The following is a 24467-nucleotide window of genomic DNA, read 5'->3' as shown; positions in this document are numbered from 1 at the left end:
CGCACCGAGCGGGCCGAACAGCAGCGAACTATAGCACCGCTGATAGGGCCGCCCCAAGGCCGCCACGGTGCTTGTTCAGGTATGGTTAAGCTAAGTGGACGACTGTATGACAATCACAAGGTGAGGCTTTTGCCCTTTACCGCTATAATCGCCGCCTTTTCATCAGGCAATCCGATTTTCGACATGAGCCAATCCAGCGACCTGATCCAATCCGCGCAGCGCACCATCCGTTTCGAACTCGAGGCGGTTGAGGGCCTGCTGGCCCACATCGACGCCGATTTCGTCAAGGCATGCGAGCTGATCCTGGCCAGCAAAGGCCGGGTAGTGGTGGTCGGCATGGGCAAGTCGGGGCACATCGGCAACAAGATCGCCGCCACCCTGGCCAGCACCGGTACGCCGGCGTTTTTCGTCCACCCGGCCGAAGCCAGTCATGGCGACATGGGCATGATCACCCGTGATGACGTGATCCTGGCCCTGTCCAACTCGGGCTCGACGGCCGAGATCGTCACCCTGTTGCCGCTGATCAAGCGCCTGGGCATCCAGTTGATCAGCCTCACCGGCAACCCCGACTCGCCGCTGGCCAAGGCCGCCGAGGTCAACCTCGACGCCCGTGTCGCCCAGGAAGCCTGCCCGCTCAACCTGGCACCGACCTCCTCGACCACCGCAGCACTGGTACTGGGCGATGCCCTGGCCATCGCGCTGCTCGAGGCCCGCGGCTTTACCGCTGAAGACTTCGCGTTCTCGCACCCCGGCGGCGCCCTCGGCCGACGCCTGCTGCTCAAAGTCGAGAACGTCATGCACGCTGGCGACGAGTTGCCGCAGGTTCAACGCGGTACCCTGCTCAAGGACGCGCTCCTCGAAATGTCTCGCAAAGGTTTGGGCATGACCGTGGTACTCGAAGCCGACGGACGGCTGGCCGGGATCTTCACCGACGGCGATCTGCGCCGTAGCCTCGATCGCAACATCGATGTGCACAAGACCCTCATCGAGGAAGTCATGACCGCCCACGGCAAGACCGCCCGCGCCGAGATGCTCGCCGCCGAGGCCCTGAAGATCATGGAAGACCACAAGATCAGCGCCCTGGTGGTGATCGACAAGGACGAGCGCCCGGTTGGCGCCCTGAACATGCACGACCTGTTGCGTGCGGGAGTGATGTAAATGACCCAGGACCTGCTCCAGCGCGGCAAAGCCATCAAACTGGCGGTTTTCGACGTAGACGGCGTACTCACCGATGGGCGCCTGTACTTTCTCGAAGACGGCAGCGAATTCAAGACCTTCAACACCCTCGACGGCCAGGGCATCAAGATGCTCATGAACTCGGGCGTGACCACCGCCATCATCAGCGGGCGCAAGACCCCGGTGGTCGAGCGCCGGGCAAAGAACCTCGGCATTCCTCACCTGTACCAGGGCCGCGAAGATAAATTGGTGGTATTGGACGAGCTTCTTGGCCAGCTCAACCTAAGCTATGAACAGGTTGCCTATCTGGGCGACGACCTGCCTGACCTGCCCGTGATCCGACGGGTCGGGCTGGGCATGGCGGTGGCCAACGCCGCCGCCTTCGTTCGCGAGCACGCTCATGGGGTGACCCTGGCGCGCGGCGGCGAAGGTGCCGCTCGCGAGTTCTGCGAACTGATCCTGCAAGCCCAGGGCAATCTTGAAGCGGCCAACAGCCATTACCTGTAGAGCGACACATGTTCAGTAAGAAAATCCGCAATATTGCGCTGTTCAGTGTGATTGCCGCCTTGCTGGTGGCGATCGGCTACTGGAACATCAGCCCTGAGAGCTTCCTCGACAACAAGCCTGTTGTCGGGCCCGACCAGAGCGCCATTGACTATTACGCCGTGAACGCCCGCAGCGTGCAGTTCCTGCCCGACGGCAAGATGCAGTACGAGATGACTGCCGACAAGGTCGAGCACCTCAAGGCCAGCGAAGTGACCTTGCTGACCACGCCGGACCTGCAGATGTACCGTGGCACCACTTACCCGTGGCACGTGCAAAGCGAGCGCGGCGAGGTCAACCCCGATGGCAGCGAAGTCGAACTGATCGACTCGGTACGGGTTGCCCGCACCGATGAAAAAAACCGCACCATGATCATTACCACCAGCCGCATGACGGTATTCCCGCAGAAGCAATATGCGCAAACCGAGCAAGCCGTTAGAATCGACGGCGCCGGTGGCGTAACTACGGGCAATGGAATGAAAGCGTATTTGAAAGACGGCAGGATGGACCTGCTGTCCAACGTAAGAGGACAGTATGAGGCTCGTTAAAACCCTCCCCTTTTTGCTCAGCCTGAGCGCAGCACTGGGAAGCGCGAGCGCCTGGGCCCTGCCGACCGACCGTGACCAGCCGATCCGTATCCAGGCTGACCATGCTCAACTGGATGACAAACAAGGCGTCGCCACCTACACCGGTGACGTGATCATCACCCAGGGCTCGATGATGATCAAAGGCAACACCGTGACCATCACCCGCACTGCCGGTGGCGACATCGACGTGGTGACCTCGGTGGGCAACCTGGCCTACTTCGAACAGCAGCAGAGCGCGGCCAAGCCAGACAAGATGCAAGGCTATGGCAAGACCATCCAGTACAATGCGCCGCAAAACCGCATCGTCCTGATCGACCGCGCCAAAGTGATCAACGAAGGCAACACCACCGAAGGCGAGAAGATCGTCTACGACACGGTGAAACAGATCGCTACCGCCGGTCGCGGTGGCAAAGTCACCGAGTCGCGCCCACGCATCGACATGGTGATCCAGCCGAAGAAGAAGGCCGAGTAAATGGCAACCCTCAAAGCCCAGCACCTGGCCAAGAGCTACAAGAGCCGGCAAGTGGTCCGCGACGTCAGCCTGTCGATCGACAGCGGCCAGATCGTCGGCCTGCTCGGCCCCAACGGCGCCGGCAAGACCACCTGCTTCTACATGATCGTCGGCCTGGTCCAGGCCGATCAGGGCCGCGTCCTGATCGACGACCACGATGTCAGCCATCAGCCCATGCACGGCCGCGCGCGCGCCGGCATCGGCTACCTGCCGCAGGAAGCCTCGATCTTTCGCAAGCTGTCGGTGGCCGACAACATCATGGCAATCCTTGAAACCCGCAAGGACCTCGACCGCGATGGCCGGCGCAAGGAACTGGAAAGCCTGCTGCAGGAATTCCACATCAGCCACATCCGCGACAACCTCGGCATGAGCCTCTCCGGTGGCGAGCGTCGCCGCGTCGAGATCGCCCGCGCCCTGGCCACTGCGCCGAAGTTCATTTTGCTCGACGAACCCTTTGCCGGTGTCGACCCGATCTCGGTCGGCGACATCAAGCAGATCATCCACCACCTGAAAGCCAAGGGCATTGGCGTTCTGATCACCGACCACAACGTCCGTGAAACCCTGGATATCTGTGAAACCGCTTACATCGTCAACGATGGCCAACTGATCGCCGAAGGCGATGCAGAGACCATCCTGGCCAACGATCTGGTCAAAGAGGTTTACCTCGGCCATGAGTTCCGCCTGTAGGCTCAAGGTGTAAGGCGCTGCCAGAGCGCTCTCGATCAAGCCAGTTCATGGCTTAATTGTTACGGCGCTCTAGGCAAACGCTGCAATTTCAGGCATATAATTTGCTTAAAGTTGGCGCTTCGGTGCCCTTGTAGTGGATGGCGCATGTGCGCCGGCAAATAAGGTGTTAAGCCCCTGCCATGAAACCATCGCTCGTCCTAAGAATGGGCCAGCAACTGACGATGACCCCGCAGTTGCAACAGGCCATACGTCTGCTCCAGCTTTCTACCCTGGACCTCCAGCAGGAAATCCAGGAAGCGCTGGAATCAAACCCGATGCTCGAACGCCAGGAAGACGGCGACGACTTCGACAACAGCGACCCGATGGCCGACAACGCCGAGAGCAAACCCGTCGCCGAAGTTCAGGAAACCAGCTTCCAGGAGACCGCCCCGACGGTGGACAACCTCGAAGAAGGCGAATGGAACGAGCGCATCCCCAACGAGCTACCGGTCGATACCGCCTGGGAAGACATCTACCAGACCAGCGCCAGCAGCCTGCCCAGCAACGACGATGACGAGTGGGACTTCACCACCCGCACCTCCGCTGGCGAAAGCCTGCAGAGCCACCTGCTCTGGCAGCTCAACCTGGCACCGATGTCCGACACCGACCGGCTGATCGCCGTGACCCTGATCGACTGCATCAACAACCAGGGCTACCTCGACGAAACCCTGGAAGAAATCTGCGACTCCTTCGACCCCGAGCTCGACATCGAGCTGGATGAAGTCGAAGCCGTGCTGCACCGTATTCAACAGTTCGAACCGGCCGGCATCGGCGCGCGCAACCTCAGCGAGTGCCTGTTGCTGCAATTGCGCCAACTGCCGCCAGGCACCCCGTGGATGGCCGAGGCCCAGCGCCTGGTCAGCGACTACATCGACCTGCTCGGTGGCCGCGACTACAGCCAGCTGATGCGCCGCATGAAGCTCAAGGAAGATGAACTGCGCCAGGTCATCGAACTGGTGCAGAGCCTCAACCCGCGCCCAGGTTCGCAGATCGAGTCCAGCGAAGCCGAATACGTGGTGCCGGACGTGATCGTGCGCAAGGACAACGAGCGCTGGCTGGTCGAGCTCAACCAGGAAGCGGTACCGCGCCTGCGGGTCAACCCGCAGTACGCCGGCTTCGTTCGCCGCGCCGACACCAGCGCCGACAACACCTTCATGCGCAACCAGTTGCAAGAGGCGCGCTGGTTCATCAAGAGCCTGCAAAGCCGTAACGAGACCCTGATGAAGGTCGCCACCCAGATCGTCGAGCACCAGCGTGGCTTCCTCGATCACGGCGATGAGGCGATGAAGCCGCTGGTGCTGCACGATATCGCTGAAGCGGTGGGCATGCACGAATCGACCATTTCCCGGGTCACCACGCAAAAATACATGCACACCCCTCGCGGTATTTACGAGCTGAAGTACTTTTTCTCCAGCCACGTCAGCACCTCCGAAGGCGGCGAGTGCTCGTCCACGGCGATCCGCGCGATCATCAAAAAACTGGTTGCAGCGGAAAATCAGAAAAAGCCATTGAGTGACAGCAAGATCGCTGGTTTACTGGAGGCACAAGGCATCCAGGTAGCACGTCGCACCGTCGCCAAGTACCGCGAGTCCCTCGGCATTGCACCGTCGAGCGAGCGCAAGCGATTGATGTAACGGCTCCTGAGGTGTGCCACCGCAGTTCAGTGGCAGGCGCAACACCTGCCTCTTATGCACCGGCAACAAAGGAGAAGCTGTATGCAAGTCAATATCAGTGGACAGCATGTAGAAGTTACTCAGCCCCTGCGTGAGTACGTCGAGCAGAAGTTGAAACGGCTGGAGGGGCATTTCGACAAGATTACCAATGTGACGGTAATCATGAAGGTCGAGAAGTTGCAGCAGAAGATTGAAGCAACGCTGTTCATTCCCGGCGGCGAAGTGGTTGCAAATGCCGAACACCAAGACATGTATGCAGCGATCGATGCCTTGACTGACAAGCTCGACCGCCAACTGAAAAAACACAAGGAAAAACAGCAAAGCCTGCTGCAAGGTGCAGCGGCCCGCTGATCCCCCTCATCCATGATCCGACTTGAAACCATCCTGACCCCCGGCCGTTCCCTTGTGAACGTGCCGGGCGGCAGTAAAAAGCGTGCGCTCGAACAGATCGCCAATCTGATCGGCAAACAAGTGCCCGAGCTGGACACCCAGGACGTGTACGAAGCCCTGATCGCCCGGGAAAAACTGGGCTCTACCGGCTTCGGCAACGGCATTGCCATTCCGCATTGCCGCCTCAAGGGCTGCGAATCGCCGGTCAGCGCACTGTTGCACCTTGACGCCCCTATCGATTTCGACGCCATCGATGGCGCCCCGGTCGACCTGCTGTTCGTACTGCTGGTCCCGGAAGCGGCTACCGATGCGCACCTGGAGCTGCTGCGCCAGATCGCCAGCATGCTCGATAGCAAGGACGTACGCGACAAACTGCGTGCGGCCACCAGTAACGAATCCTTGTACCAGGTCGTACTGGACGTACAGAACGGGCACTGAACATGCGCTTGATCATCGTTAGCGGCCGGTCCGGCTCCGGCAAGAGCACCGCCCTCGATGTACTTGAGGACAACGGTTACTACTGCATCGACAACCTGCCGGCGGGCTTGCTGCCGCAGCTGGCCGAAAACGCCCTGATCAATACCGAACTGATGCAGCCCAAGGTGGCGGTGTCGATCGACGCGCGCAACCTGCCAAGCCACCTCACGCGCTTCCCCGAACTGCTTGAGGAAGCCCGTAGCCGGCACATCCAGTGCGATGTCCTGTACCTGGACGCCGACGAAGAAACCCTGCTCAAGCGTTTCTCGGAAACCCGTCGCCGCCACCCGCTGACCAATGCCGAACGCTCGTTGGCCGAAGCCATCAAGGTCGAGAGCGATTTGCTCGGGCCGATCGCCGACCTCGCTGACTTGAAGATCGACACCACCAACCTGAACCTCTATCAGTTGCGTGATTCGATCAAGTTGCGCCTGCTGAACCAGCCGGAGCCAGGCACGGCCTTCCTGGTCGAGTCCTTCGGCTTCAAGCGCGGCATGCCGGTAGACGCCGACCTGGTGTTCGATGTGCGCTGCCTGCCCAACCCTTACTGGAAGCCGGAACTTCGCGACCATTCAGGGCTGGAGCAACCGGTGATCGACTACCTGGCAGCACAGCCGGATGTCGAGGACATGTTCCAGGACATCTCCAGCTACCTGCTCAAATGGTTGCCACGCTTTGCCGCCAGCAACCGCGCCTATGTCACCATTGCCATCGGCTGCACCGGCGGTCACCACCGCTCGGTGTACCTGACCGAGCGACTGGGACAGCTGCTGCAACAATCGTTGAAGAACGTCCAGGTTCGCCACCGCGACCTCTAGCCCACAGGATCCCCGCCTCGATGCCCGCTCGTGAAATCACCATCATCAACAAGCTGGGGCTGCACGCCCGGGCGGCGGCGAAATTCGTAGGTGTAGCCGGACGCTTTCCCTGCCAGGTCCGAGTGGGCCGTACACCCCAGAGCCTGGTCGACGGCAAGAGCATCATGGCCGTGATGATGCTCGCAGCTGGCAAGGGCACTCAGGTGCACCTGCACACCGAAGGCGAAGAAGACGACGCAGCACTGGCTGCACTGGTCGAGCTGATCAACAACTACTTCGACGAGGGCGAGTAACCCGCCCCCGTTTTCTCAAGACAGCGCCGTGTCCATCACCATCATCAGGCAGAAGCCGATGCACAGGCCAAGACTGGCCAGCCGGTGATGGCCATTGCTGCGCGATTCCGGAATGATTTCCTGGGTCACCACCAGCAACATCGCACCTGCCGCGCAGGCCAGCCCCAATGGCAGCAACAACTCCGCCACGCTAACCAGCCAGGCGCACACCACTGCCGCCAGCGGCTCGACCAGACCTGAAGCCGCACCGATCAGAAACGCCTTGAAACGGGCCATCCCCGCCCCTGCCAGCACCAGGGCGATGACCAGGCCTTCGGGCACATCCTGCAAGGCGATACCCATGGCCAGGCTGTCGGCATCAGGCATGCCGCCGCCGGCAGACACGCCAATGGCCATCCCTTCCGGAATGTTATGGGCAATGATGGCGATGACGAACACCCAGATCCGCGCGGCGATCACCGGCTGCTGGGCAGTACCGACCAGCGCCTCCGGTGAAGCGCCGGAGACCTTCAGGTCCACCAGGTACAGACAGAAGGCCCCGAACAGCAAGCCGAAGCTGATCAAGCCACCCGCGCCCCATTTACCCAGGCCAATGGCCTGGGCGGCATCCAGCCCGGGAATGATCAGCGAGAAAGCCGTGGCCGCCAGCATCACCCCGGCACCGAAGCCCAGCAGGGTATCGGCGAGCGCCACCGGCATGTTGCGGATCACCAGCACCGGCACGGCGCCCAGGGCAGTGCCCAGGGCGCACAGCGCACCGCCTTCAAGTGCCCGCAGCATGCGCGGCTCCAGATCAAGCCAGGCGATACCCTGAGCCACCAGCAGCGCGAAGCCGACCAGCAGCAACAGGGTACCGAGCGCCAGGCGAAACAGCCGCACTCCGGCAATGGACATCACATCCGAACGCATACCAGCGCGACTCACACAAGCGCGGCTGCGTAACGACGCTCTACCTCGGACCAGTCGATCACGTTGTAGAACGCGTTGATGTATTCCGGACGGCGGTTCTGGTACAGCAGGTAGTAAGCGTGCTCCCAGACGTCCAGGCCGAGGATCGGCGTATTGCCGTTCATCAGCGGGCTGTCCTGGTTACCACTGCTTTCGACCACCAGGGTCTTGGCCGGGGTCACGCTCAACCAGGCCCAGCCGCTGCCGAAACGGGTCAGCGCAGCCTTGGTAAAGGCCTCCTTGAAGGCGTCGAAGCCACCCAATTGCTCCTCGATGGCCTTGGCCACGGCGCCTTGTGGCAAGCCGCCGCCCTTGGGCGACATCACCGTCCAGAACAGCGAGTGGTTGGCGTGTCCGCCCCCCTGGTTGATCACGGCGTTCTGCAGTTTTTCCGGCAGCTGTTTAACGCTGGCGACCAGTTTTTCCACCGGCCACTCGGCATACTCGCTGCCTTCTACCGCCGCATTGAGGTTGTTGATGTAGGTCTGGTGGTGCTTGCTGTGGTGAATCTGCATGGTCTGGGTATCGATGTGCGGTTCCAGCGCATCGTAGGCGTAAGGCAATGCAGGCAAGGTATAAGGCATATCACTGGATTCCATATCGTAGGGCTGAAGGCGCGGTGCTTTCCTGGCCGGCATGCAGGGCCGGCTGCGGCTCGTGCCGGTAGAGCAGACGTTCGGTGCGCGGGTACTGGCCGTACTCGCTGATAAAGCTCAGCAACTCGGTGTAGGTCTTGCTGCTGTGGCGCAGCGCAGCTTCACGCAACCTCGGCGCCAGGCGTGGGTCCTGGGCGCTCTGCAGCAGCCGCTGGTGAATGGCGCAGAGGTACTCGGCGCTTTCCTGCGGCTGATTCAGGCGCAGGTGCAAGTCGGCCAGGTTATGGTGGGCGATGACACAAGCGGCCACCGCTTCGTCGGCGTCATGCCAGCGCTCGAACAACACCTGGGCAAGCGCCAGGGCCTGCAGATACAACTCGCGGGCATCGACCAGCTCGCCCTGCTCGAACAAGCGGTTGGCAATTTCGGTGGTGCGTTTCCAGTGCTGCATGACTAACCTCCAGAGCGGTGGACCGGCTCAGATCCCGCCAGCTGTGAGCTTTTCCGGATCGAGCAGCGCTTCAAGCTGGCTGCGCGGCAGGTCGGTATGTTCCAGGGCCACGTCAATAATCGGGCGACCCTGCTTGTAGGCGGTCTTGGCGATCTCGGCGGCCTTTTGGTAGCCGATGATCGGGTTCAGCGCGGTCACCAGGATCGGGTTGCGTGCCAACGCTTCCTTGAGTTTTGGCTCGTTGACCTTGAAGCTGGCAATCGCCTTGTCGGCCAGCAGGCGGCTGGCATTGGCCATCAGCTCGATGCTGCTGAGCAGGTTCTGGGCAATGATCGGCAGCATCACGTTGAGCTCGAAGTTGCCCGACTGTCCGGCCACGGCGATGGTCGCGTCGTTGCCGATCACCTGCGCGGCAACCATGGCGGTAGCCTCCGGAATAACCGGGTTGACCTTGCCCGGCATGATCGAGGAGCCCGGCTGCAAGCCTTCGAGCTCGATTTCGCCAAGGCCCGCCAGTGGCCCGGAGTTCATCCAGCGCAAGTCGTTGGCGATCTTCATCAGCGCCACCGCCGTTGTCTTGAGCTGGCCGGAAACGGCCACTGCGGTGTCTTGCGAGCCGATCAGGGCAAACAGGTTATCCCCAGGGACGAACTCGACGCGGGTCAGCGCGGTCAGTTGCCGGCTGAAGCGGGCAGCGAATTCAGGGTGGGCATTGATGCCGGTGCCCACCGCGGTACCGCCCTGGGCCAGCGCCTGCAGGCTTGGCAAGGTGGCTTGCAGGTGAGTAATAGCCGCCTTGATCTGCGCCGCCCAGCCACCCAGCACCTGGCTCATGCGCACCGGCATGGCGTCCATCAGGTGGGTGCGGCCGGTCTTGATGAACGGATGCACCTGTTCAGCCTTGGCGTCGATGACCTTGACCAGATGGTTTAGTGCCGGCAGCAACTGCTCATGCAAGGCCAGCGCGGCGCTGACATGAATGGTGGTGGGGATGATGTCGTTGCTGCTTTGCCCACAGTTGACATGATCGTTGGGGTTGACCGTGTCGCCCAGCACGCGGCTGGCCAGGGTGGCGATCACCTCGTTGGCGTTCATGTTCGAGCTGGTCCCGGAACCGGTCTGGAAGATATCCACCGGGAAGTGCTGCATGAAATCGCCCGCCAGCAGTTGCTCCACGGCGTTGACGATCGCCTCGCCCCGGGCCGGGTCCAGCTGTTTGAGCTCGATATTGGCCTTGGCCGCGGCAGCCTTGGCCAGCAGCAGCGCGCGAATGAACTGGGTCGGCATGCGTTGCTGGCTGATCGGAAAGTTGTTCACCGCGCGCTGGGTCTGGGCGCCATACAGGGCCTCGGCCGGCACCAGCAGTTCACCCATGCTGTCGCGCTCGATACGGGTATTACTCATCATCAAGTCCTTGCATCAGTTCATCGTAGGAAATCGAAGGCAGCAGCACGCAGTTCGCCAATTGCAGGGCGAAGGGCTGCCAGCGCTGGTTGTGTTCATGGCGATCTAGGTTGCGCAGCTCCAGCAGCGGGCGCCAGGCCTGGTCCAGGCACAGGCAGCGCCAATGCCAGGGCAGTGCACGATCGCAGGCGGTATCCAGCAACAGGCGAAATGAAGTCAGGGCGACGGTCCAGGCGCTGGTACCGGTGCAGCACACCAGGTAGCGGCCTTCAGTGAGGTAGTGCTCGATCAGGCGCGGCTCGTCCGGGTCCAGGGCACAGCGAATGCGCCGGCTCAGCCAGCGCCAGTTTTCCAGGTAGGGCAATTCGTGGAGGACTGGTTTCATGAACATCATCGCCGAGATAATGATATTCATTATTAGGTGATAATCAGAATCAGTTCAAGGACGAGTAAAAAGAAAAACAAAAAGCCCGACACAGGGCCGGGCTTTGCAGGGGGTGTAGGAACGGGCTCTGCGCGCTCGATCGCTGGCAAGTCCAGCTCCCACAGGTCCAGCTTACATCGAACCATTGTGGGAGCTGGCTTGCCAGCGATGAGGTCGGTAGGGGCTTAACTGCCCGCTACGGTCATCCGCTCAATCAATACCGAACCTGTGTGAATATTGCTGCGGGTTTCAAGATCATTACCGATCGCGACGATTTGCTGGAACATGTCCTTCATATTGCCGGCGATCGTCACCTCCTGAACAGCGAACTGAATCTCGCCGTTTTCAACCCAGAAGCCTGCGGCACCGCGAGAATAGTCACCGGTGACCATGTTCAGGCCATGGCCCATCAGCTCGGTGACCAACAGCCCGCGGCCCATGCGCCGCAGCAAGGCCGCCTGGTCTTCGACGCCATGGGTAACGAACAGGTTATGCACGCCACCGGCGTTGGCGGTGCTCGGCAAGCCGAGCTTGCGTCCGGAATAGGTGCCCAGCACATAAGACACAAGCTGGCCATTCTCGACGAACGGTTTGGCGTAGGTTGCCAGGCCATCACCGTCGAAGGCCGCACTGCCCAACGCCCTTTGCAGGTGCGGACGCTCATCCAGCGTCAGCCAGCTCGGGAACAGGCGCTGGCCCATGGCGCCATCAAGGAAAGATGACTTGCGATACAGGTTGCCGCCGGAAATCGCCGAGAGGAAGCTGCCGAACAAACCGCCAGCAAGCTCGGCGGAGAACAGCACCGGTACTTCACAGGTCGGCACCGGGCGCGCGCCGAGGCGGCTGGCCGCCCGTTGCGCGGCGCGAATGCCGATGCTGCGCGGGTCGGCCAGCAATTCGCCCTGGCGGTTGACGTCATACCAGTAATCGCGCTGCATCTGCCCGTCGGCTTCGGCAATCATCACGCAGCTCAGGCTGTGCCGGGTCGAAGCGTAGCCGCCAATAAAGCCATGGCTGTTGCCGTAAACGCGGCAGCCCTGGTGGGTGTTAAGGGTGGTGCCGTCGGCGTTCTTGATCCGTGCATCGGCGTCGAAGGCCGCAGCCTCGCACTCAAGCGCCTTCTCGATAGCCTGCTCGGGGGTGATGTCCCAGGCATGGTACAGGTCGAAATCCGGCTGTTCACGGGCCATCAGTGCCGGATCGGCAAGCCCGGCGCACTCGTCTTCGGAGGTGTGCTTGGCAATCGCCAAGGCGGCGGCGACGGTTTCCCGGATCGCCTCGCTGCCGCTGGCCGACGTGCTCGCCGAGCCCTTGCGCTGCCCCACGTACAGGGTAATGCCGAAGCCCTGGTCGCGGTTGAACTCCACGGTTTCGACTTCGCGCTGGCGCACCGAGGTCGACAACCCCTGCTCCAGCGATACCGCCACTTCACAGGCGCTGGCGCCCTGGCGCCGGGCTTCGGCGATGATCTGCTCGACCTGCTCCTGCAACGCCGGCAGGGCCTGTGGACCTACGCTCTGGACTGCACTCATGGTTTTCTCCACTCAAATTCTGCGTTCGGCGCGGGTCAATCTACGACCGGACCGGACAAGCGGCCCCCGACTGGTTATCATGGCGGCGATTCTCAGCGGACTGCCCCCATGGTTGATTCTTACGACACCGCCTTTGACGGCGAAAAAAGCAAAACCCAGATCAAGCGCGAGATGCAGGCGCTGGTTGATATGGGCGAGCGCCTCACTACGCTCAAGCCCGATACCCTGGCCAAACTGCCGTTGACCGACGAACTGCGCATGGCCCTGGAAGAACACAAGCGGCATACCGCGAACGAGGCGAAAAGACGTCATAAATCGTTCATCGGCAAGCTGATGCGTGACCAGGACATCGACGCGATCAATGCGCTTCTTGACCAGCTCGACGCCTCCTCGCGCCAATACAACGAGCGCTTCCACAATCTCGAACGCTGGCGCGACCGGCTGATCGACGGCACCGACGAAGTCCTGGAGAAATTTGTCCAGGAGTATCCGGATGCCGATCGCCAGCAGCTGCGCTCGCTGATCCGCCAGGCCCAGCACGAGCTGGCGCGCAACAAAGCGCCAACCGCGAGCCGCAAGATCTTCAAATACATCCGCGAGCTCGACGAGATCCAACGCGGCCTGCGTTGAGCCCCGCACACGGGCAGGCGCCCTGCCTGCCCGGTTTCACCTTCATGCGCCCGTGCCACCGACGGTGATCGCATCGATCTTCAGGGTTGGCTGGCCGACGCCCACCGGCACCGACTGACCATCCTTGCCACAGGTACCGACACCGCTGTCCAGCGCCAGGTCGTTGCCGACCATCGATACCCGGCTCATGGCTTCCGGACCGTTACCGATCAGGGTTGCGCCTTTGACCGGAGCGGTGATCTTGCCGTCTTCGATCAGGTACGCCTCGCTGGTAGAGAACACGAACTTGCCGCTGGTGATGTCCACCTGTCCGCCGCCGAGGTTGGCGCAGTAGATGCCCTTTTTCACCGAGGCGATGATCTCTGCCGGGTCGCTCTCGCCAGCACGCATGTAGGTGTTGGTCATGCGCGGCATCGGCAGATGCGCATAGGACTCGCGGCGGCCATTACCGGTGCGCGCCATGCCCATCAGACGGGCGTTGAGCTTGTCCTGCATGTAGCCCTTGAGGATGCCGTTCTCGATCAGGGTGGTGCACTCGGTCGGAGTGCCTTCGTCATCGACGCTCAGCGAGCCGCGACGCCCTTCCAGGGTGCCATCATCGACGATGGTGCACAGGCTTGAAGCGACCTTTTCGCCCATGTGGCCGCTATAGGCCGAGCTGCCCTTGCGGTTGAAGTCACCTTCCAGGCCATGGCCCACCGCCTCGTGCAGCAACACGCCGGACCAGCCCGAACCGAGCACCACCGGCAAGGTACCGGCCGGCGCCGGGATCGCTTCAAGGTTGACCAGCGCCTGGCGCAGGGCCTCGCGGGCAAAGCCCATGACCCGCTCGTCAGTGAAGTAGCGGTAATCGGTACGCCCGCCACCGCCATGGCCGCCACGCTCGCGGCGACCGTTCTGCTCGACAATCACGCTGACGTTGAAACGCACCAGCGGGCGAATGTCGGCCGCCAGGCTGCCGTCGGCAGCGGCCACCAGGATGCGCTCCCAGACCCCGGCCATGCTGACGGTGACTTGCTGGATGCGTGGATCAAGCTTGCGCGTGGCGGCGTCTACCCGCTTGAGCAGGTCGACCTTTTCGGCGCGGCTGATGACTTCCAGCGGGTTGTCGGTGCCATACAACTGGACGACGTCCTGGCTGTTGAACGCTTGCACACTGCCATTCTGCCCGGCACGGGAGATCGACCGGGCCGCGCGGGCCGCCGACGTCAGGGCTTCGAGATTGATTGCATTGCTGTAGGCAAACCCGGTCTTCTCGCCGGACTGGGCACGCACGCCCACGCCCTGATCGAGGTTGAAGCTGCCTTCTTTGACGATGCCGTCTTCCAGTGCCCAGGATTCGGAAATCTGCCCCTGGAAGTACAGGTCGGCGGCATCGATGCCTGGCCCTGCCAGCTCGCCCAGCACTGACTGCAGGCTGTCGAGGGTCAGGCCGCCCGGCGCCAGCAGGTGTTCGCTGACAGTGGATAACATCTGGCTCATAGTCACTCCGAGGTGTGCGCAGGCCGCAAGGCGTCCTGCGAGAAAAAGCGCCGGTGCAAGGTCACCGGCATCCGCGCCCGGATGGACGCTTGTTCGCTGCTGTCGCGCTCGCCGAGCAGCACGGCCTCGCCACTGGCCTGTTCGGCGACGATGCGCCCCCAGGGGTCGACGATCGCCGCATGGCCATAGGTTTCCCGTGGCCCCGGGTGGGTGCCGCCCTGGGCTGCGGCCAGGACATAGCATTGGGTTTCAATGGCCCGTGCGCGTATCAGCACTTCCCAGTGCGCTGCACCGGTCACCGCAGTGAAGGCCGACGGGGCGCTGATCAATTCGGCCCCGGCCTCGCGCAGCGCACTGTACAGCTCAGGGAAGCGCAGGTCATAGCAGACGCTCAGGCCCAGACGACCCACCGGGGTATCGGCAACCACCACCTGCCCGCCGTGGGCATAGTCATCGGATTCGCGATAGCGGCCGCGGTTATCCGCCACATCGACATCGAACAAGTGCAGCTTGTCGTAGCGCGCCACCTGCTCGCCATGTTCATCGATCAGCAAGGAACAGGCGTGGGACTTGGCCTCGGCCTGGCCGACCGGCGGCAGCGGCAAGGTCCCGGCCACTATCCATAACTTGAGGTCGCGGGCAGTCTGTTTCAACCAGGGCAGGATCGGGCCTTCGCCCAGGGCTTCGGCGCGACCGATTGCAGCGCTGTCGCGCCGGCCCATGGCGGCGAAGTTTTCCGGTAGCACGGCGAGCCGCGCGCCACCTGCGGCCGCCTGCTCAAGCAGGTGCCGGGCTCGCTCCAGGTTGGCCAGAACGTCGCTCTGGCTGACCATCTGGATAACCGCTGACTTCATGCCGGCTCCTAGCGTGTTTTTTCGAAAGGTTTGATAAAGCTTATCTTAGGCTCTTTCCACGGACCCTCGACGCGATAATGCACGCTGGCGTATCGCGCCACCCGATCACCGAGCAGCCGGTCAACCAGGAACAATGCCCCGCCGATGGCCGGCGCCCCGACAATCAGGGCGGCAATCGGCAGGTTGTTGGTCACCGGCAAGGTCACCAACAGGTTGGCGTCGACCCGGTCACGGACCATGTCCAGGGTGCCATCCAGTTCCAGGTTGCTGGACGGGCCCGTCAGGGTAATCGGCTCGCGGGTCACGTAGACCCCTTCACTGGCCACCAGCAGGCCCTTGACCCGGTCGTAGCTCAGACCCTTGTCGAGCAGGTCGGAGAAGTCCAGGCGCAAGCGCCGACCAATCGAGTTGAAGTTGAGCAGGCCGAACACCCGCAGCGCCTGGGCGCCGCCTTCCACTTCAACGAACTGACCTTTGCGCAAGGCAGCATCGAGGCTGCCGGAGAAACGCTTGAGCCCGACCCAGGCAGGCGAGCCGGGCCAGCGACCATCGACATCGAGGCGGAAATCACGGCTGGTGACCGTCGGGGCAAAGTTCCAGGCCTTGAGGATGTCAGCCAGGTTCTTGCCTTCCAGGCGGCCCTTGTACCAACTGGCGCTGGCCCCCGGCGCGCCTTCCCAGCCACCGTTGCCGTCGATCTGCAGGCCTTTGACGCTGACGTCGAGGTCGTTGAGAGCGATACCTTTGGCGGTCGGGCGAACTTTTACCGCCCAGCTGCCGAGCAGGTCGTCACCGCGGAACAGCTTGTCGATGGTCAGGTCGACGGCTGGAATCTTGCGCGGATCGATGTTGGCCATCGGATCCGGACCGTCATCGGAAGAGACTTCAGCGGGGTCGGCGGGCGGCAGGTGAATGGTCTGCAGGTTGATCACCATCGGCGCCCCCTTGGCATCAGGGATGCGGGCGTTGCCGATGAGTTCCTTGCTGTCCAGGCGCAAGGCCCACAGGTTGCCGCTGCGGTCCACACGTACCACCGCCTGGGCCAGGTTCAGGCCAAAGCCCTTGAGCTGGCCAATACTCAGGTCGACGCCGCGCAGCATCTGCTTGGCACTGCCGCTCGGGTCATTGCCGGCAAAGCGATCAAGCTGCTTCTGCCAGGGCTCCAGGTCCAGCTCTGCCAGGCGGCCACGCACCCGCAGGCCCTGGCCCGGTGGCAACTGGGCGGTCCCGGCGCCGAACAGCAATTCGCCACGCCCCTGGTCGAGCTTGTCCATGGGCGCGGCATAGAACGCCTTGGCGACATCGGCGTAAGTGACATTGAAACGCCGCTCCGGCCCCTGCAAGGTCATGCTGAACTGGCTGTTGCGGGTTTCACTGGAAGCCTTGCCAAAGGGTGCTGGCAAGTCCACCGTCAAGCCCTTGAGGCTGGAATCGACCGTCAGCAGGTTTTCGCGACTGCCCAGGCTCACCTGCAACTGATAAGGCAATTCGCCGGACAGCGGCAGGGCCTGCTTGACCTGCAGCCAGTCGGTCAGCGCCTTGACAGGCATCTGGCCCTTGGCGTTGACGCGAGTTTGCAACTGGCCGGACTTGCCTTCGGCAAAGATCTGCGCGGTGATCGGCTTGTCGAAGGACCGTGCGCTGATGTTCTCGCCGCTCAGGCCCTTGTCGAAGTCAAAGCGGAAATCGCCCTTGAGCTGGTTCAGCTCCAAGGCTGGCGCGGCGATCTTCAACCGTGCATCGCCGGTAGCGAAATCGACCACGATCTTGGGCTTCTGCCCCTTGGCCAAGGGGATATCCAGCTTCAGCTTGCCCTTGAGGCTGCCCTCGCCTTCCCAGCCGGCGAAGATCGGCCCGGTGCCGATCGGGGCGTCCTGGAGAATCTTCAGGCCATCGCCGAGCCCGCCGTCGAACTCACCGTCCAGATAAAGGTGATTGTGTTCACCGGCCACGACATGGGGAATGTTGACCTCAACGTCACGCACCTGGGTATTGAGCAACTGCCCGCTTTGCGCCTTGATGCGCACGCCAGCGTCGTCGATGAACACATCACCGGCAACTTTCTGCACCTGCGGCCAGCCCGGCTGAAAGTCCAGGGCGGCATCGTGCACCTTGAAGAACAGGCTGATGCTCCGGGCCTGCGCCGGGGCACCGTGATTGATCGAGCCCTGATACTGGAAATACCCTTCATCAACCGCGCCCTTGAGGATTGCCGTGCGCAGCCATTCATCCAGCCCCGGGCTGAGCACCTCGGGCAGGTACTTGGCAGTGTAGCGACCATCGCCGTCGACCAGGCCGACACGCAGGTCCATGTAGTCTTCGCGGGTTTCATCGAACAGCAGGCGAATCAGGAAGTCGCCGGCGATCTTGCCCTCATCGCCCAGCACCTTGAGGTACGGCGCGATCAAGGTGAAGCCTTCCTGGTCCAGGCGCCAGGTCAGCCGTGCATTGGCCTTCTGGTAGTGCCAGGGTTTCTCGAAGATCGGGTACAGGTGCAGCATGAAGGCATCGGTATCCAGGCGCAGCTCGCCCTGGCCGAGGTCGCCGCTGATGCTGCCGCTGACATTCCCCGCCGCCGGGGCGCCGTGATAGGCATCAAAACCTACCCGCTCCAGGTTGGCAGCGAAGCTCAGGCGCTGGTCACCCTGGGCTTTAGGCCGGATATCCAGACGCACATTGCGCAAGGCCCCCGTGACCTTGAGGCCATCGACTACCGCCATGAGTTTTTCCGGAAGCGGTGCCAAGGCATCGAGCAGCGGCGTGACGGGCGTCAGGTCGAGGCGGTCGGCCTGGATCGCCCAGGTTTCATCGCTCGACTCGGTCGCTGCCGTCTGCTTGAGCTGCACGTGGGATTCCCAACGGGTCTTGCCCAGGCTCATGGCCAGGGAGTCGACCAGCACATCAAGCCCCTTCTCGCTTCGCTGGAACCAGGCATTGAGGGCCAGGTTATCGACCTGCACCGGCTTGCGTTCGGCATAGTTGCCGCGCAGCTGCGGCGCATTGAGGCGCACCATGGCGCTTTGCAACTGGCCCTTGCCCCAGTTCGCCCACAGCTCGCCACCCGCGCGCAGCTCGGTGGCCTGCCACCGGCCCAGCAGGCGAGGTGGCAGCCAGCGCGCCCAGTCGCTTTGCGGCAAGCTCAGGTAGGCATCGACTTCACCGTCGCGCCACTGGCTTGGGCGGATGCGGCTGCGCAGGCTCAACGCCAGCGGCTGGCCATCGGGCAGGGTCACCCGCGCATCCAGGCGCTGACGCACGCTGCCGGTCTGCAGGCCAAGGCTGACGTAGGTGAGGGTCATCGGCTCGCGCTGGAACGCCTGCAGCGTCACCTGGCTGTCGACCACCGTGACCTTGGACACCACCTGGATTTGCTTGAGCAGTTGCTCGGGGTCCAGCGGCTTGTCGTCTTTTTTCGGCAGCCCTTCCAGAGCCCAGGCGCCATTTTCATCTTCGCGCAGACTGAGCTGCAGGCCACCGACCTCGAGGTTGGCCAGGCGCACTTGACGCTCGACCAGGCTGGCCCAGAGGTCGGGCACCAGCTTGACGCCGTCCAGACGCAGGGCCGTTGCCCCTTCGCCGACCTGGATATCACGCACCCGTACAATCGGCGCCAGGCCGCTCCAGTGCCCTTCCAGGGCACCAATATGCACCGGCATGCCCAGGGCCTGCTCGGCCTTGGTCTCGACTTCGGCGCGGTACTCGGCCACCAGCGGAATGAACTGCCGACCGAGGCTGACATACAGCGCCACCAGCACCGCCAGCAAGGCGCTGAAGCCGAGCCCCCAGCGGGTCAAGGCGCCAAGAACGCGTATTAGTCGTTCCATGCCAGTGGCCCTCCAGATCGTGGCTTAACTATGGCCGCAACCCGGCGCTTTGCCAGCCGACGCACGGCGCAATGTTGTTCAGAACGAGTCAGAGGAGCACCACATCGTATTGTTCCTGGGAATACATGGACTCGACCTGGAAGCGAATGGTTCGACCGATGAAGGCTTCAAGCTCGGCAACATTGCCCGACTCCTCGTCCAGCAAGCGGTCTACCACCTTCTGGTTGGCCAGTACTCTATAGCCTTCGGCCTGATACGCACGGGCTTCACGAAGGATCTCGCGGAAAATCTCGTAACAGACTGTCTCGGGGGTTTTCAGCTTGCCGCGCCCCTGGCAGCAGTAGCAGGGCTCGCACAGCACCTGCTCGAGGCTTTCGCGGGTGCGCTTGCGAGTCATCTGTACCAGGCCCAGTTCGGTGATGCCGATGATGTTGGTCTTGGCGTGGTCGCGCTCCAGCTGTTTTTCCAGGGTGCGTAGCACCTGGCGCTGGTGTTCTTCATCTTCCATGTCGATGAAGTCGATGATGATGATCCCGCCGATGTTGCGCAGGCGCAGTTGCCGGGCAATGGCGGTGGCCGCCTCAAGGTTGGTCTTGAAGATGGTTTCTTCGAGGTTGCGGTGGCCGACGAAGGCCCCGGTATTGACATCGATAGTGGTCATCGCCTCGGCCGGGTCGACCACCAGGTAGCCGCCGGACTTGAGCGGCACCTTGCGGTCCAGGGCACGCTGGATTTCGTCTTCGACGCCGTAGAGGTCGAAGATCGGTCGCTCGCCCGGGTAATGCTCCAGGCGATCGGCGATCTCCGGCATCAGTTCGGCGACGAACTGCGTGGTTTTCTGGAAGGTTTCCCGCGAGTCGATGCGAATCTTCTCGATCTTCGGGTTGACCAGGTCGCGCAAGGTGCGCAAGGCCAAGCCCAGGTCTTCATAGATTTCGGTCGGCGCGCCGACGGTCTTGATCTGAGTGCCGATCTGCTCCCAAAGCCTGCGCAGGTAGCGGATGTCCATGAGGATCTCATCGGCGCCGGCACCTTCGGCGGCGGTACGCAGGATGAAACCGCCGGCGTCCTGGATGTTCTCCTGGGCGATACAGTCGGTAACCACCTGCTTGAGGCGCTCACGCTCGGCTTCGTCTTCGATCTTCAGGGAAATGCCGACATGGCTGGTGCGCGGCATGTACACCAGGTAACGGGACGGGATCGACAGCTGGGTCGTCAGGCGCGCGCCTTTGGAGCCAATCGGGTCCTTGGTCACCTGCACCACCAGGCTCTGGCCCTCATGCACCAGGGCGCTGATGCTCTCGACCGACGAACCTTCGCGCAGGGAGATTTCCGACGCGTGGATGAACGCTGCGCGGTCCAGGCCGATGTCGACGAACGCCGCCTGCATGCCCGGCAGCACCCGCACCACCTTGCCTTTGTAGATGTTGCCGACGATGCCGCGGCGCTGGGTGCGCTCGACATGCACCTCCTGCAGTACACCGTTTTCCACCACCGCCACGCGTGATTCCATCGGTGTGATGTTGATCAGAATCTCTTCACTCATGGCAGGCTCTCGTCAAATGACTTCAGTAATGATGGATCGCGCGTTGGCGACTGGCTAGGGCAGTTCTGGCTTATCCTCGCTCAACGGGCCGACAGGCGCTGCCAGCAGGGGATGCCGAATTGGCCAAGCAGTCCAGCGGTTTCACTTAGAGGCAGGCCGACCACCGCCGAATAGCTGCCTTCAAGGCGCTGTACGAAAACGGCACCCAGGCCCTGTATGGCATAGCCGCCCGCCTTGTCGGCCGGCTCGCCGCTGGCCCAGTAGGCCTCGGCTTCCTCGGCGCTGATGGGGCGAAACAGCACATGGCTGCTGACACTGACGCTCAGGCAACGCTCATGATCGGCCACGGCGACTGCGGTCAGCACCTGATGCTGGCGCCCGGAAAGGGCTGCCAGCATCGCCAGGGCGTCTTCGCGGTGTTGTGGCTTGCCGAGAATTCGACCTTCGAGCACCACGGCGGTATCGGCCCCCAACACCGCTACCGGGCTGTTGTTGCCCTGGGGCAACGACGCCAGGCCGGCGCAGGCTTTTTCCCGCGCCAGACGCTCGACATAAGCCTCGGCCAACTCGGCGGGCAGCGGCGTCTCGTCGATCGCGGCACTCAGCGAAGAAAAGGGAATGCCGATCTGGGTCAGCAACTCACGGCGGCGTGGCGAGCCAGAGGCCAGGTACAGCAGGGTCATCTTGACGTCTCCCTGTCAGCGTCGAATGTGAGTGCTCAGTTGATGCTCAGGCGGCGGCGCAGACCACGCAGGCCATAGCTGATCCACGGCCAGAGCAAGGCGCTGATGACCGCCGACCAGATCAGCGCCAGGGTCGGCAGGCGGTTGCCGGTCAGGGCGCTGAGCCACAGCTGGATCAACTGGGCCAGGCCGAAGATCACCAGGATCACCAGGCTCTGCTGCCACATCGGGAACATCCTCAGGCGCTGTTGCAACGACAGCACCAGGAAGGTGATCAGGGTCAGCACCAGAGCATTTTGGCCCAATAGCGTGCCGTACAGTACGTCTTCGGCCAGGCCCAGGACGAACGCGGTGGTCATGCCGACCCGGTGCGGCAGGGCCAGGGTCCAGAAGGCCAGCAGCAGTGCCAGCCACATCGGCCGGAACACTTCGGCGAAGGGCAGCATCGGCGATACGCTGAGCAGCATACCGATCAGAAAAGTCAGCCAGACGACCCAGCCATTACGACTGCGGGTGCTTACCATCAGTGTCTCTCCCGGGAAATGACTGGCGCGCCCGGCGTTGCAGCAGGGGCTGCGGGGGCTGCCGTGGCGGGCGGATGGGCACTGGTTGCCGGTGTGGCGGGTGCGGCAGGCGCTGGTGCTGCCGGCGTCGAAGCGGCCGCTGCCGGTGTGACCGCAGCAGGCGCAGCCGGGGACGCGGCAGGCGCAGCACCCACCGCCGAAGCAGGCAGGCCCTGGCGATCCGCCTGTTCCTGGGCAATCGCCGCATCACTGGCACGTTGCTCGGGCGAACGACTGTCGGTGAACACCAACAGCAGGTAGCGGCTGCGGTTAAGCGCAGCAGTCGGGATCGCCCGGACGATGGCAAACGGCTGGCCGGAGTCGTGGATCACTTCCTTGACCGTGGCCACCGGGTAACCGGCCGGGAAGCGCTGGCCGAGGCCCGAGCTCACCAGCAGGTCGCCTTCCTTGATGTCGGCGGTGTCGGCAACGTGGCGCAGCTCAAGGCGCTCCGGGTTGCCGGTACCGCTGGCAATCGCCCGCAAGCCGTTGCGGTTGACCTGCACCGGAATGCTGTGGGTGGTGTCGGTCAGCAGCAGCACCCGCGAGGTGTAGGGCATCAGTTCGACCACCTGGCCCATCAGGCCACGCGCGTCGAGCACCGGCTGACCGAGGACCACGCCATCGCGCTCGCCTTTGTTGATCAGGATCCGGTGGGTGAAGGGATTGGGATCGACGCCGATCAATTCGGCGACTTCGACCTTCTCGTTGACCAGCGCCGACGAGTTGAGCAACTCGCGCAGGCGCACGTTCTGCTCGGTCAGGGCCGCCAGCTTCTGCAGGCGACCTTGCAGCAGCAAGGCTTCGGTCTTGAGTTTCTCGTTTTCGGCAGCGAGTTCGGTACGGCTGCCAAACTGGCTGGCAACCCCCTGCCACAAGCGCTGGGGCAGATCGGTAACCAGGTAGGACGGCATCAGCACCAGGCCCATCTGGCTGCGCAGAGGCTTGAGCAGGGTGAAGCGTGCATCGACCACCATCAGGGTGATCGACAGCACAACCAGCACGAGCAGGTGTACGCCCAGCGAAGGGCCCTTGGCGAAAAGCGGTTTAATGGGCCGCTCCTCGTGGACGACGATTCAAGAGGTCATTCATACGGCAACGCACCGGCCTGCTTGCGGATTGACGGAAAATGACGCCCACACGGACGTCAGCCCAGCACATACAGGTAGCACTGTGAGCACTACCTGTAAACCGGGCGGCGTGAACTGCAGGTTCCAGCTTATTCGCTGGAGAGCAGGTCCATGGTGTGTTTGTCCATCATTTCCAGGGCACGGCCACCACCGCGCGCCACGCAGGTCAGCGGGTCTTCGGCGACGATCACCGGCAGGCCGGTTTCCTGGGCCAGCAGCTTGTCGAGGTCGCGCAGCAGGGCGCCACCACCGGTCAGCACCAGGCCACGCTCGGCGATGTCCGAAGCCAGCTCCGGCGGCGATTGCTCCAGGGCGCTCTTGACCGCCTGGACGATGGTCGCCAGGGACTCCTGCAGGGCTTCAAGCACTTCGTTGGAATTCAGGGTGAAGGCACGTGGTACGCCCTCGGCCAGGTTGCGGCCGCGGACATCGACTTCACGGACTTCGCCGCCCGGATAGGCGGTACCGATTTCCTGCTTGATGCGCTCAGCGGTGGATTCACCGATCAGGCTGCCGTAGTTGCGACGCACGTAGGTGACGATGGCCTCGTCGAAACGGTCGCCACCGACCCGTACGGATTCGGCGTAAACCACACCGTTCAGGGAGATCAGCGCGATTTCAGTGGTACCACCACCGATATCGACGACCATCGAACCGCGAGCCTCTTCAACCGGCAGGCCGGCACCGATGGCGGCGGCCATCGGCTCTTCGATCAGGAACACTTCACGGGCACCGGCGCCCAGCGCCGATTCACGAATGGCCCGGCGCTCGACCTGGGTCGATTTGCACGGCACGCAGATCAGCACCCGCGGGCTTGGCTGCAGGAAGCTGTTTTCGTGAACCTTGTTGATGAAGTACTGCAGCATTTTCTCGCAAACGCTGAAATCGGCGATCACGCCGTCTTTCATCGGACGAATGGCAGCAATGTTGCCAGGCGTACGGCCCAGCATGCGCTTGGCTTCAGTACCGACAGCGACGACACTTTTCTGGTTGCCGTGAGTACGAATGGCCACAACCGATGGCTCATTCAGGACGATACCGCGCTCACGCACGTAAATAAGGGTGTTGGCAGTGCCCAGGTCGATGGAAAGATCGCTGGAAAACATGCCACGCAGTTTCTTGAACATGGGAAAGTGACCCTAGGCAACGCGTGGGTAAAAAAGTGCGGCAAACTCTAACAACGGCGGGGATTTTGGGCAAGGCACC

Annotated in this window: 25 protein-coding genes; 11 read left to right on the top strand and 14 right to left on the bottom strand. The window is 62.6% G+C overall.

Annotated elements, in window-relative coordinates:
* The first annotated feature begins 183 nt into the window (after positions 1-183).
* The 10 genes from BV82_RS05565 (at position 184) to BV82_RS05520 (ending at position 7194) form a co-directional block, all read left to right on the top strand.
* Positions 184-1158, top strand: coding sequence for a KpsF/GutQ family sugar-phosphate isomerase (locus BV82_RS05565; RefSeq protein ID WP_010223379.1), 975 nt, complete (start codon positions 184-186; stop codon positions 1156-1158).
* On the top strand, positions 1159-1683 hold the full coding sequence (locus BV82_RS05560; RefSeq protein WP_010223380.1) for a KdsC family phosphatase: 525 nt from the start codon (positions 1159-1161) through the stop codon (positions 1681-1683).
* 8 nt (positions 1684-1691) lie between these two features.
* Positions 1692-2267 (top strand): LPS export ABC transporter periplasmic protein LptC, encoded by a 576-nt coding sequence (lptC, locus tag BV82_RS05555; protein ID WP_010223381.1) that lies wholly within the window; start codon positions 1692-1694, stop codon positions 2265-2267.
* A complete protein-coding gene (lptA, locus tag BV82_RS05550; protein ID WP_010223382.1) occupies positions 2254-2778 on the top strand; it encodes a lipopolysaccharide transport periplasmic protein LptA in 525 nt (174 codons plus the stop codon). The genes lptC and lptA overlap by 14 nt, the downstream gene beginning before the upstream one ends.
* Positions 2779-3504: an LPS export ABC transporter ATP-binding protein gene (gene lptB / locus BV82_RS05545; protein ID WP_010223383.1), complete on the top strand. Its 726-nt coding sequence runs from the start codon at positions 2779-2781 to the stop codon at positions 3502-3504.
* A 179-nt stretch (positions 3505-3683) separates the two neighbouring features.
* The gene (locus BV82_RS05540; RefSeq protein WP_010223384.1) at positions 3684-5177 is read left to right on the top strand and encodes an RNA polymerase factor sigma-54; all 1494 of its coding nucleotides are present in this window, start codon (positions 3684-3686) and stop codon (positions 5175-5177) included.
* An 81-nt stretch (positions 5178-5258) separates the two neighbouring features.
* On the top strand, positions 5259-5567 hold the full coding sequence (gene hpf, locus BV82_RS05535; protein WP_010223385.1) for a ribosome hibernation-promoting factor, HPF/YfiA family: 309 nt from the start codon (positions 5259-5261) through the stop codon (positions 5565-5567).
* A 12-nt stretch (positions 5568-5579) separates the two neighbouring features.
* Positions 5580-6044 (top strand): PTS IIA-like nitrogen regulatory protein PtsN, encoded by a 465-nt coding sequence (gene ptsN / locus BV82_RS05530; RefSeq protein WP_010223386.1) that lies wholly within the window; start codon positions 5580-5582, stop codon positions 6042-6044.
* 2 nt (positions 6045-6046) lie between these two features.
* On the top strand, positions 6047-6901 hold the full coding sequence (gene rapZ / locus BV82_RS05525) for an RNase adapter RapZ (RefSeq protein ID WP_010223387.1): 855 nt from the start codon (positions 6047-6049) through the stop codon (positions 6899-6901).
* A 20-nt stretch (positions 6902-6921) separates the two neighbouring features.
* The gene (locus tag BV82_RS05520; RefSeq protein ID WP_010223388.1) at positions 6922-7194 is read left to right on the top strand and encodes an HPr family phosphocarrier protein; all 273 of its coding nucleotides are present in this window, start codon (positions 6922-6924) and stop codon (positions 7192-7194) included.
* Positions 7195-7209: 15 nt separating this feature from the next.
* Here BV82_RS05520 and BV82_RS05515 read toward each other — a convergent pair whose 3' ends face one another.
* The 6 genes from BV82_RS05515 to pmbA form a co-directional block, all read right to left on the bottom strand.
* Complete coding sequence (locus tag BV82_RS05515; protein WP_036993956.1) at positions 7210-8103, bottom strand: ZIP family metal transporter; 894 nt, start codon at positions 8101-8103, stop codon at positions 7210-7212.
* A gap of 11 nt (positions 8104-8114) precedes the next feature.
* Positions 8115-8726, bottom strand: coding sequence for a superoxide dismutase (locus tag BV82_RS05510; protein ID WP_010223391.1), 612 nt, complete (start codon positions 8724-8726; stop codon positions 8115-8117).
* A 1-nt stretch (position 8727) separates the two neighbouring features.
* Positions 8728-9189 (bottom strand): hypothetical protein, encoded by a 462-nt coding sequence (locus BV82_RS05505; RefSeq protein WP_010223392.1) that lies wholly within the window; start codon positions 9187-9189, stop codon positions 8728-8730.
* A 27-nt stretch (positions 9190-9216) separates the two neighbouring features.
* The gene (locus tag BV82_RS05500; protein ID WP_036993954.1) at positions 9217-10593 is read right to left on the bottom strand and encodes a class II fumarate hydratase; all 1377 of its coding nucleotides are present in this window, start codon (positions 10591-10593) and stop codon (positions 9217-9219) included.
* Positions 10586-10987 carry a FagA protein gene (locus BV82_RS05495; protein WP_081492803.1) on the bottom strand — a complete coding sequence of 134 codons (402 nt, stop codon included), beginning with the start codon at positions 10985-10987 and terminating at the stop codon, positions 10586-10588. The genes BV82_RS05500 and BV82_RS05495 overlap by 8 nt, the downstream gene beginning before the upstream one ends.
* A 215-nt stretch (positions 10988-11202) precedes the next feature.
* Positions 11203-12549 carry a metalloprotease PmbA gene (pmbA, locus tag BV82_RS05490; protein WP_010223395.1) on the bottom strand — a complete coding sequence of 449 codons (1347 nt, stop codon included), beginning with the start codon at positions 12547-12549 and terminating at the stop codon, positions 11203-11205.
* A 108-nt stretch (positions 12550-12657) separates the two neighbouring features.
* On the opposite strand from pmbA, the gene yjgA reads away from it, so the two are divergent.
* Positions 12658-13179, top strand: coding sequence for a ribosome biogenesis factor YjgA (gene yjgA, locus BV82_RS05485; protein WP_010223396.1), 522 nt, complete (start codon positions 12658-12660; stop codon positions 13177-13179).
* A gap of 42 nt (positions 13180-13221) precedes the next feature.
* Here yjgA and tldD read toward each other — a convergent pair whose 3' ends face one another.
* From tldD to mreB, 8 genes are all read right to left on the bottom strand, one after another.
* Positions 13222-14661 carry a metalloprotease TldD gene (gene tldD / locus BV82_RS05480; RefSeq protein ID WP_010223397.1) on the bottom strand — a complete coding sequence of 480 codons (1440 nt, stop codon included), beginning with the start codon at positions 14659-14661 and terminating at the stop codon, positions 13222-13224.
* Between the two features lie 2 nt (positions 14662-14663).
* Positions 14664-15515, bottom strand: coding sequence for a carbon-nitrogen hydrolase family protein (locus BV82_RS05475; RefSeq protein WP_010223398.1), 852 nt, complete (start codon positions 15513-15515; stop codon positions 14664-14666).
* A gap of 8 nt (positions 15516-15523) precedes the next feature.
* Positions 15524-19339 (bottom strand): YhdP family protein, encoded by a 3816-nt coding sequence (locus BV82_RS05470; protein ID WP_036993952.1) that lies wholly within the window; start codon positions 19337-19339, stop codon positions 15524-15526.
* 88 nt (positions 19340-19427) lie between these two features.
* The gene (rng, locus tag BV82_RS05465) at positions 19428-20885 is read right to left on the bottom strand and encodes a ribonuclease G (protein ID WP_010223400.1); all 1458 of its coding nucleotides are present in this window, start codon (positions 20883-20885) and stop codon (positions 19428-19430) included.
* Between the two features lie 80 nt (positions 20886-20965).
* Positions 20966-21568 (bottom strand): Maf family protein, encoded by a 603-nt coding sequence (locus BV82_RS05460; RefSeq protein WP_010223401.1) that lies wholly within the window; start codon positions 21566-21568, stop codon positions 20966-20968.
* Positions 21569-21603: 35 nt separating this feature from the next.
* Positions 21604-22092 carry a rod shape-determining protein MreD gene (gene mreD, locus BV82_RS05455; protein WP_010223402.1) on the bottom strand — a complete coding sequence of 163 codons (489 nt, stop codon included), beginning with the start codon at positions 22090-22092 and terminating at the stop codon, positions 21604-21606.
* Positions 22092-23135 (bottom strand): rod shape-determining protein MreC, encoded by a 1044-nt coding sequence (gene mreC, locus BV82_RS05450; protein WP_010223403.1) that lies wholly within the window; start codon positions 23133-23135, stop codon positions 22092-22094. The genes mreD and mreC overlap by 1 nt, the downstream gene beginning before the upstream one ends.
* Before the next feature lie 215 nt (positions 23136-23350).
* Complete coding sequence (mreB, locus tag BV82_RS05445) at positions 23351-24388, bottom strand: rod shape-determining protein MreB (protein ID WP_008371426.1); 1038 nt, start codon at positions 24386-24388, stop codon at positions 23351-23353.
* Positions 24389-24467 lie beyond the last annotated feature (79 nt).

It is taken from the genome of Pseudomonas donghuensis (assembly GCF_000696345.2).
GTDB lineage: Bacteria > Pseudomonadota > Gammaproteobacteria > Pseudomonadales > Pseudomonadaceae > Aquipseudomonas > Aquipseudomonas donghuensis.
This window is presented reverse-complemented; position numbering and strand designations above follow the sequence as displayed.

Bases quoted from the DNA above. Each gene is read 5' to 3' on its own strand.
- BV82_RS05520 (WP_010223388.1), top strand. From the start codon at position 6,922: ATGCCCGCTCGTGAAATCACCATCATCAACAAGCTGGGGCTGCACGCC.
- pmbA (WP_010223395.1), bottom strand. From the start codon at position 12,549: ATGAGTGCAGTCCAGAGCGTAGGTCCACAGGCCCTGCCGGCGTTGCAG.
- mreB (WP_008371426.1), bottom strand. From the start codon at position 24,388: ATGTTCAAGAAACTGCGTGGCATGTTTTCCAGCGATCTTTCCATCGAC.
- BV82_RS05460 (WP_010223401.1), bottom strand. From the start codon at position 21,568: ATGACCCTGCTGTACCTGGCCTCTGGCTCGCCACGCCGCCGTGAGTTG.
- BV82_RS05495 (WP_081492803.1), bottom strand. From the start codon at position 10,987: ATGATGTTCATGAAACCAGTCCTCCACGAATTGCCCTACCTGGAAAAC.
- ptsN (WP_010223386.1), top strand. From the start codon at position 5,580: ATGATCCGACTTGAAACCATCCTGACCCCCGGCCGTTCCCTTGTGAAC.
- BV82_RS05475 (WP_010223398.1), bottom strand. From the start codon at position 15,515: ATGAAGTCAGCGGTTATCCAGATGGTCAGCCAGAGCGACGTTCTGGCC.
- lptC (WP_010223381.1), top strand. From the start codon at position 1,692: ATGTTCAGTAAGAAAATCCGCAATATTGCGCTGTTCAGTGTGATTGCC.
- hpf (WP_010223385.1), top strand. From the start codon at position 5,259: ATGCAAGTCAATATCAGTGGACAGCATGTAGAAGTTACTCAGCCCCTG.
- tldD (WP_010223397.1), bottom strand. From the start codon at position 14,661: ATGAGCCAGATGTTATCCACTGTCAGCGAACACCTGCTGGCGCCGGGC.
- mreD (WP_010223402.1), bottom strand. From the start codon at position 22,092: ATGGTAAGCACCCGCAGTCGTAATGGCTGGGTCGTCTGGCTGACTTTT.
- BV82_RS05500 (WP_036993954.1), bottom strand. From the start codon at position 10,593: ATGAGTAATACCCGTATCGAGCGCGACAGCATGGGTGAACTGCTGGTG.
- BV82_RS05505 (WP_010223392.1), bottom strand. From the start codon at position 9,189: ATGCAGCACTGGAAACGCACCACCGAAATTGCCAACCGCTTGTTCGAG.
- lptB (WP_010223383.1), top strand. From the start codon at position 2,779: ATGGCAACCCTCAAAGCCCAGCACCTGGCCAAGAGCTACAAGAGCCGG.
- BV82_RS05560 (WP_010223380.1), top strand. From the start codon at position 1,159: ATGACCCAGGACCTGCTCCAGCGCGGCAAAGCCATCAAACTGGCGGTT.
- BV82_RS05510 (WP_010223391.1), bottom strand. From the start codon at position 8,726: ATGCCTTATACCTTGCCTGCATTGCCTTACGCCTACGATGCGCTGGAA.
- BV82_RS05515 (WP_036993956.1), bottom strand. From the start codon at position 8,103: ATGCGTTCGGATGTGATGTCCATTGCCGGAGTGCGGCTGTTTCGCCTG.
- BV82_RS05470 (WP_036993952.1), bottom strand. From the start codon at position 19,339: ATGGAACGACTAATACGCGTTCTTGGCGCCTTGACCCGCTGGGGGCTC.
- rapZ (WP_010223387.1), top strand. From the start codon at position 6,047: ATGCGCTTGATCATCGTTAGCGGCCGGTCCGGCTCCGGCAAGAGCACC.
- rng (WP_010223400.1), bottom strand. From the start codon at position 20,885: ATGAGTGAAGAGATTCTGATCAACATCACACCGATGGAATCACGCGTG.
- BV82_RS05565 (WP_010223379.1), top strand. From the start codon at position 184: ATGAGCCAATCCAGCGACCTGATCCAATCCGCGCAGCGCACCATCCGT.
- BV82_RS05540 (WP_010223384.1), top strand. From the start codon at position 3,684: ATGAAACCATCGCTCGTCCTAAGAATGGGCCAGCAACTGACGATGACC.
- yjgA (WP_010223396.1), top strand. From the start codon at position 12,658: ATGGTTGATTCTTACGACACCGCCTTTGACGGCGAAAAAAGCAAAACC.
- lptA (WP_010223382.1), top strand. From the start codon at position 2,254: ATGAGGCTCGTTAAAACCCTCCCCTTTTTGCTCAGCCTGAGCGCAGCA.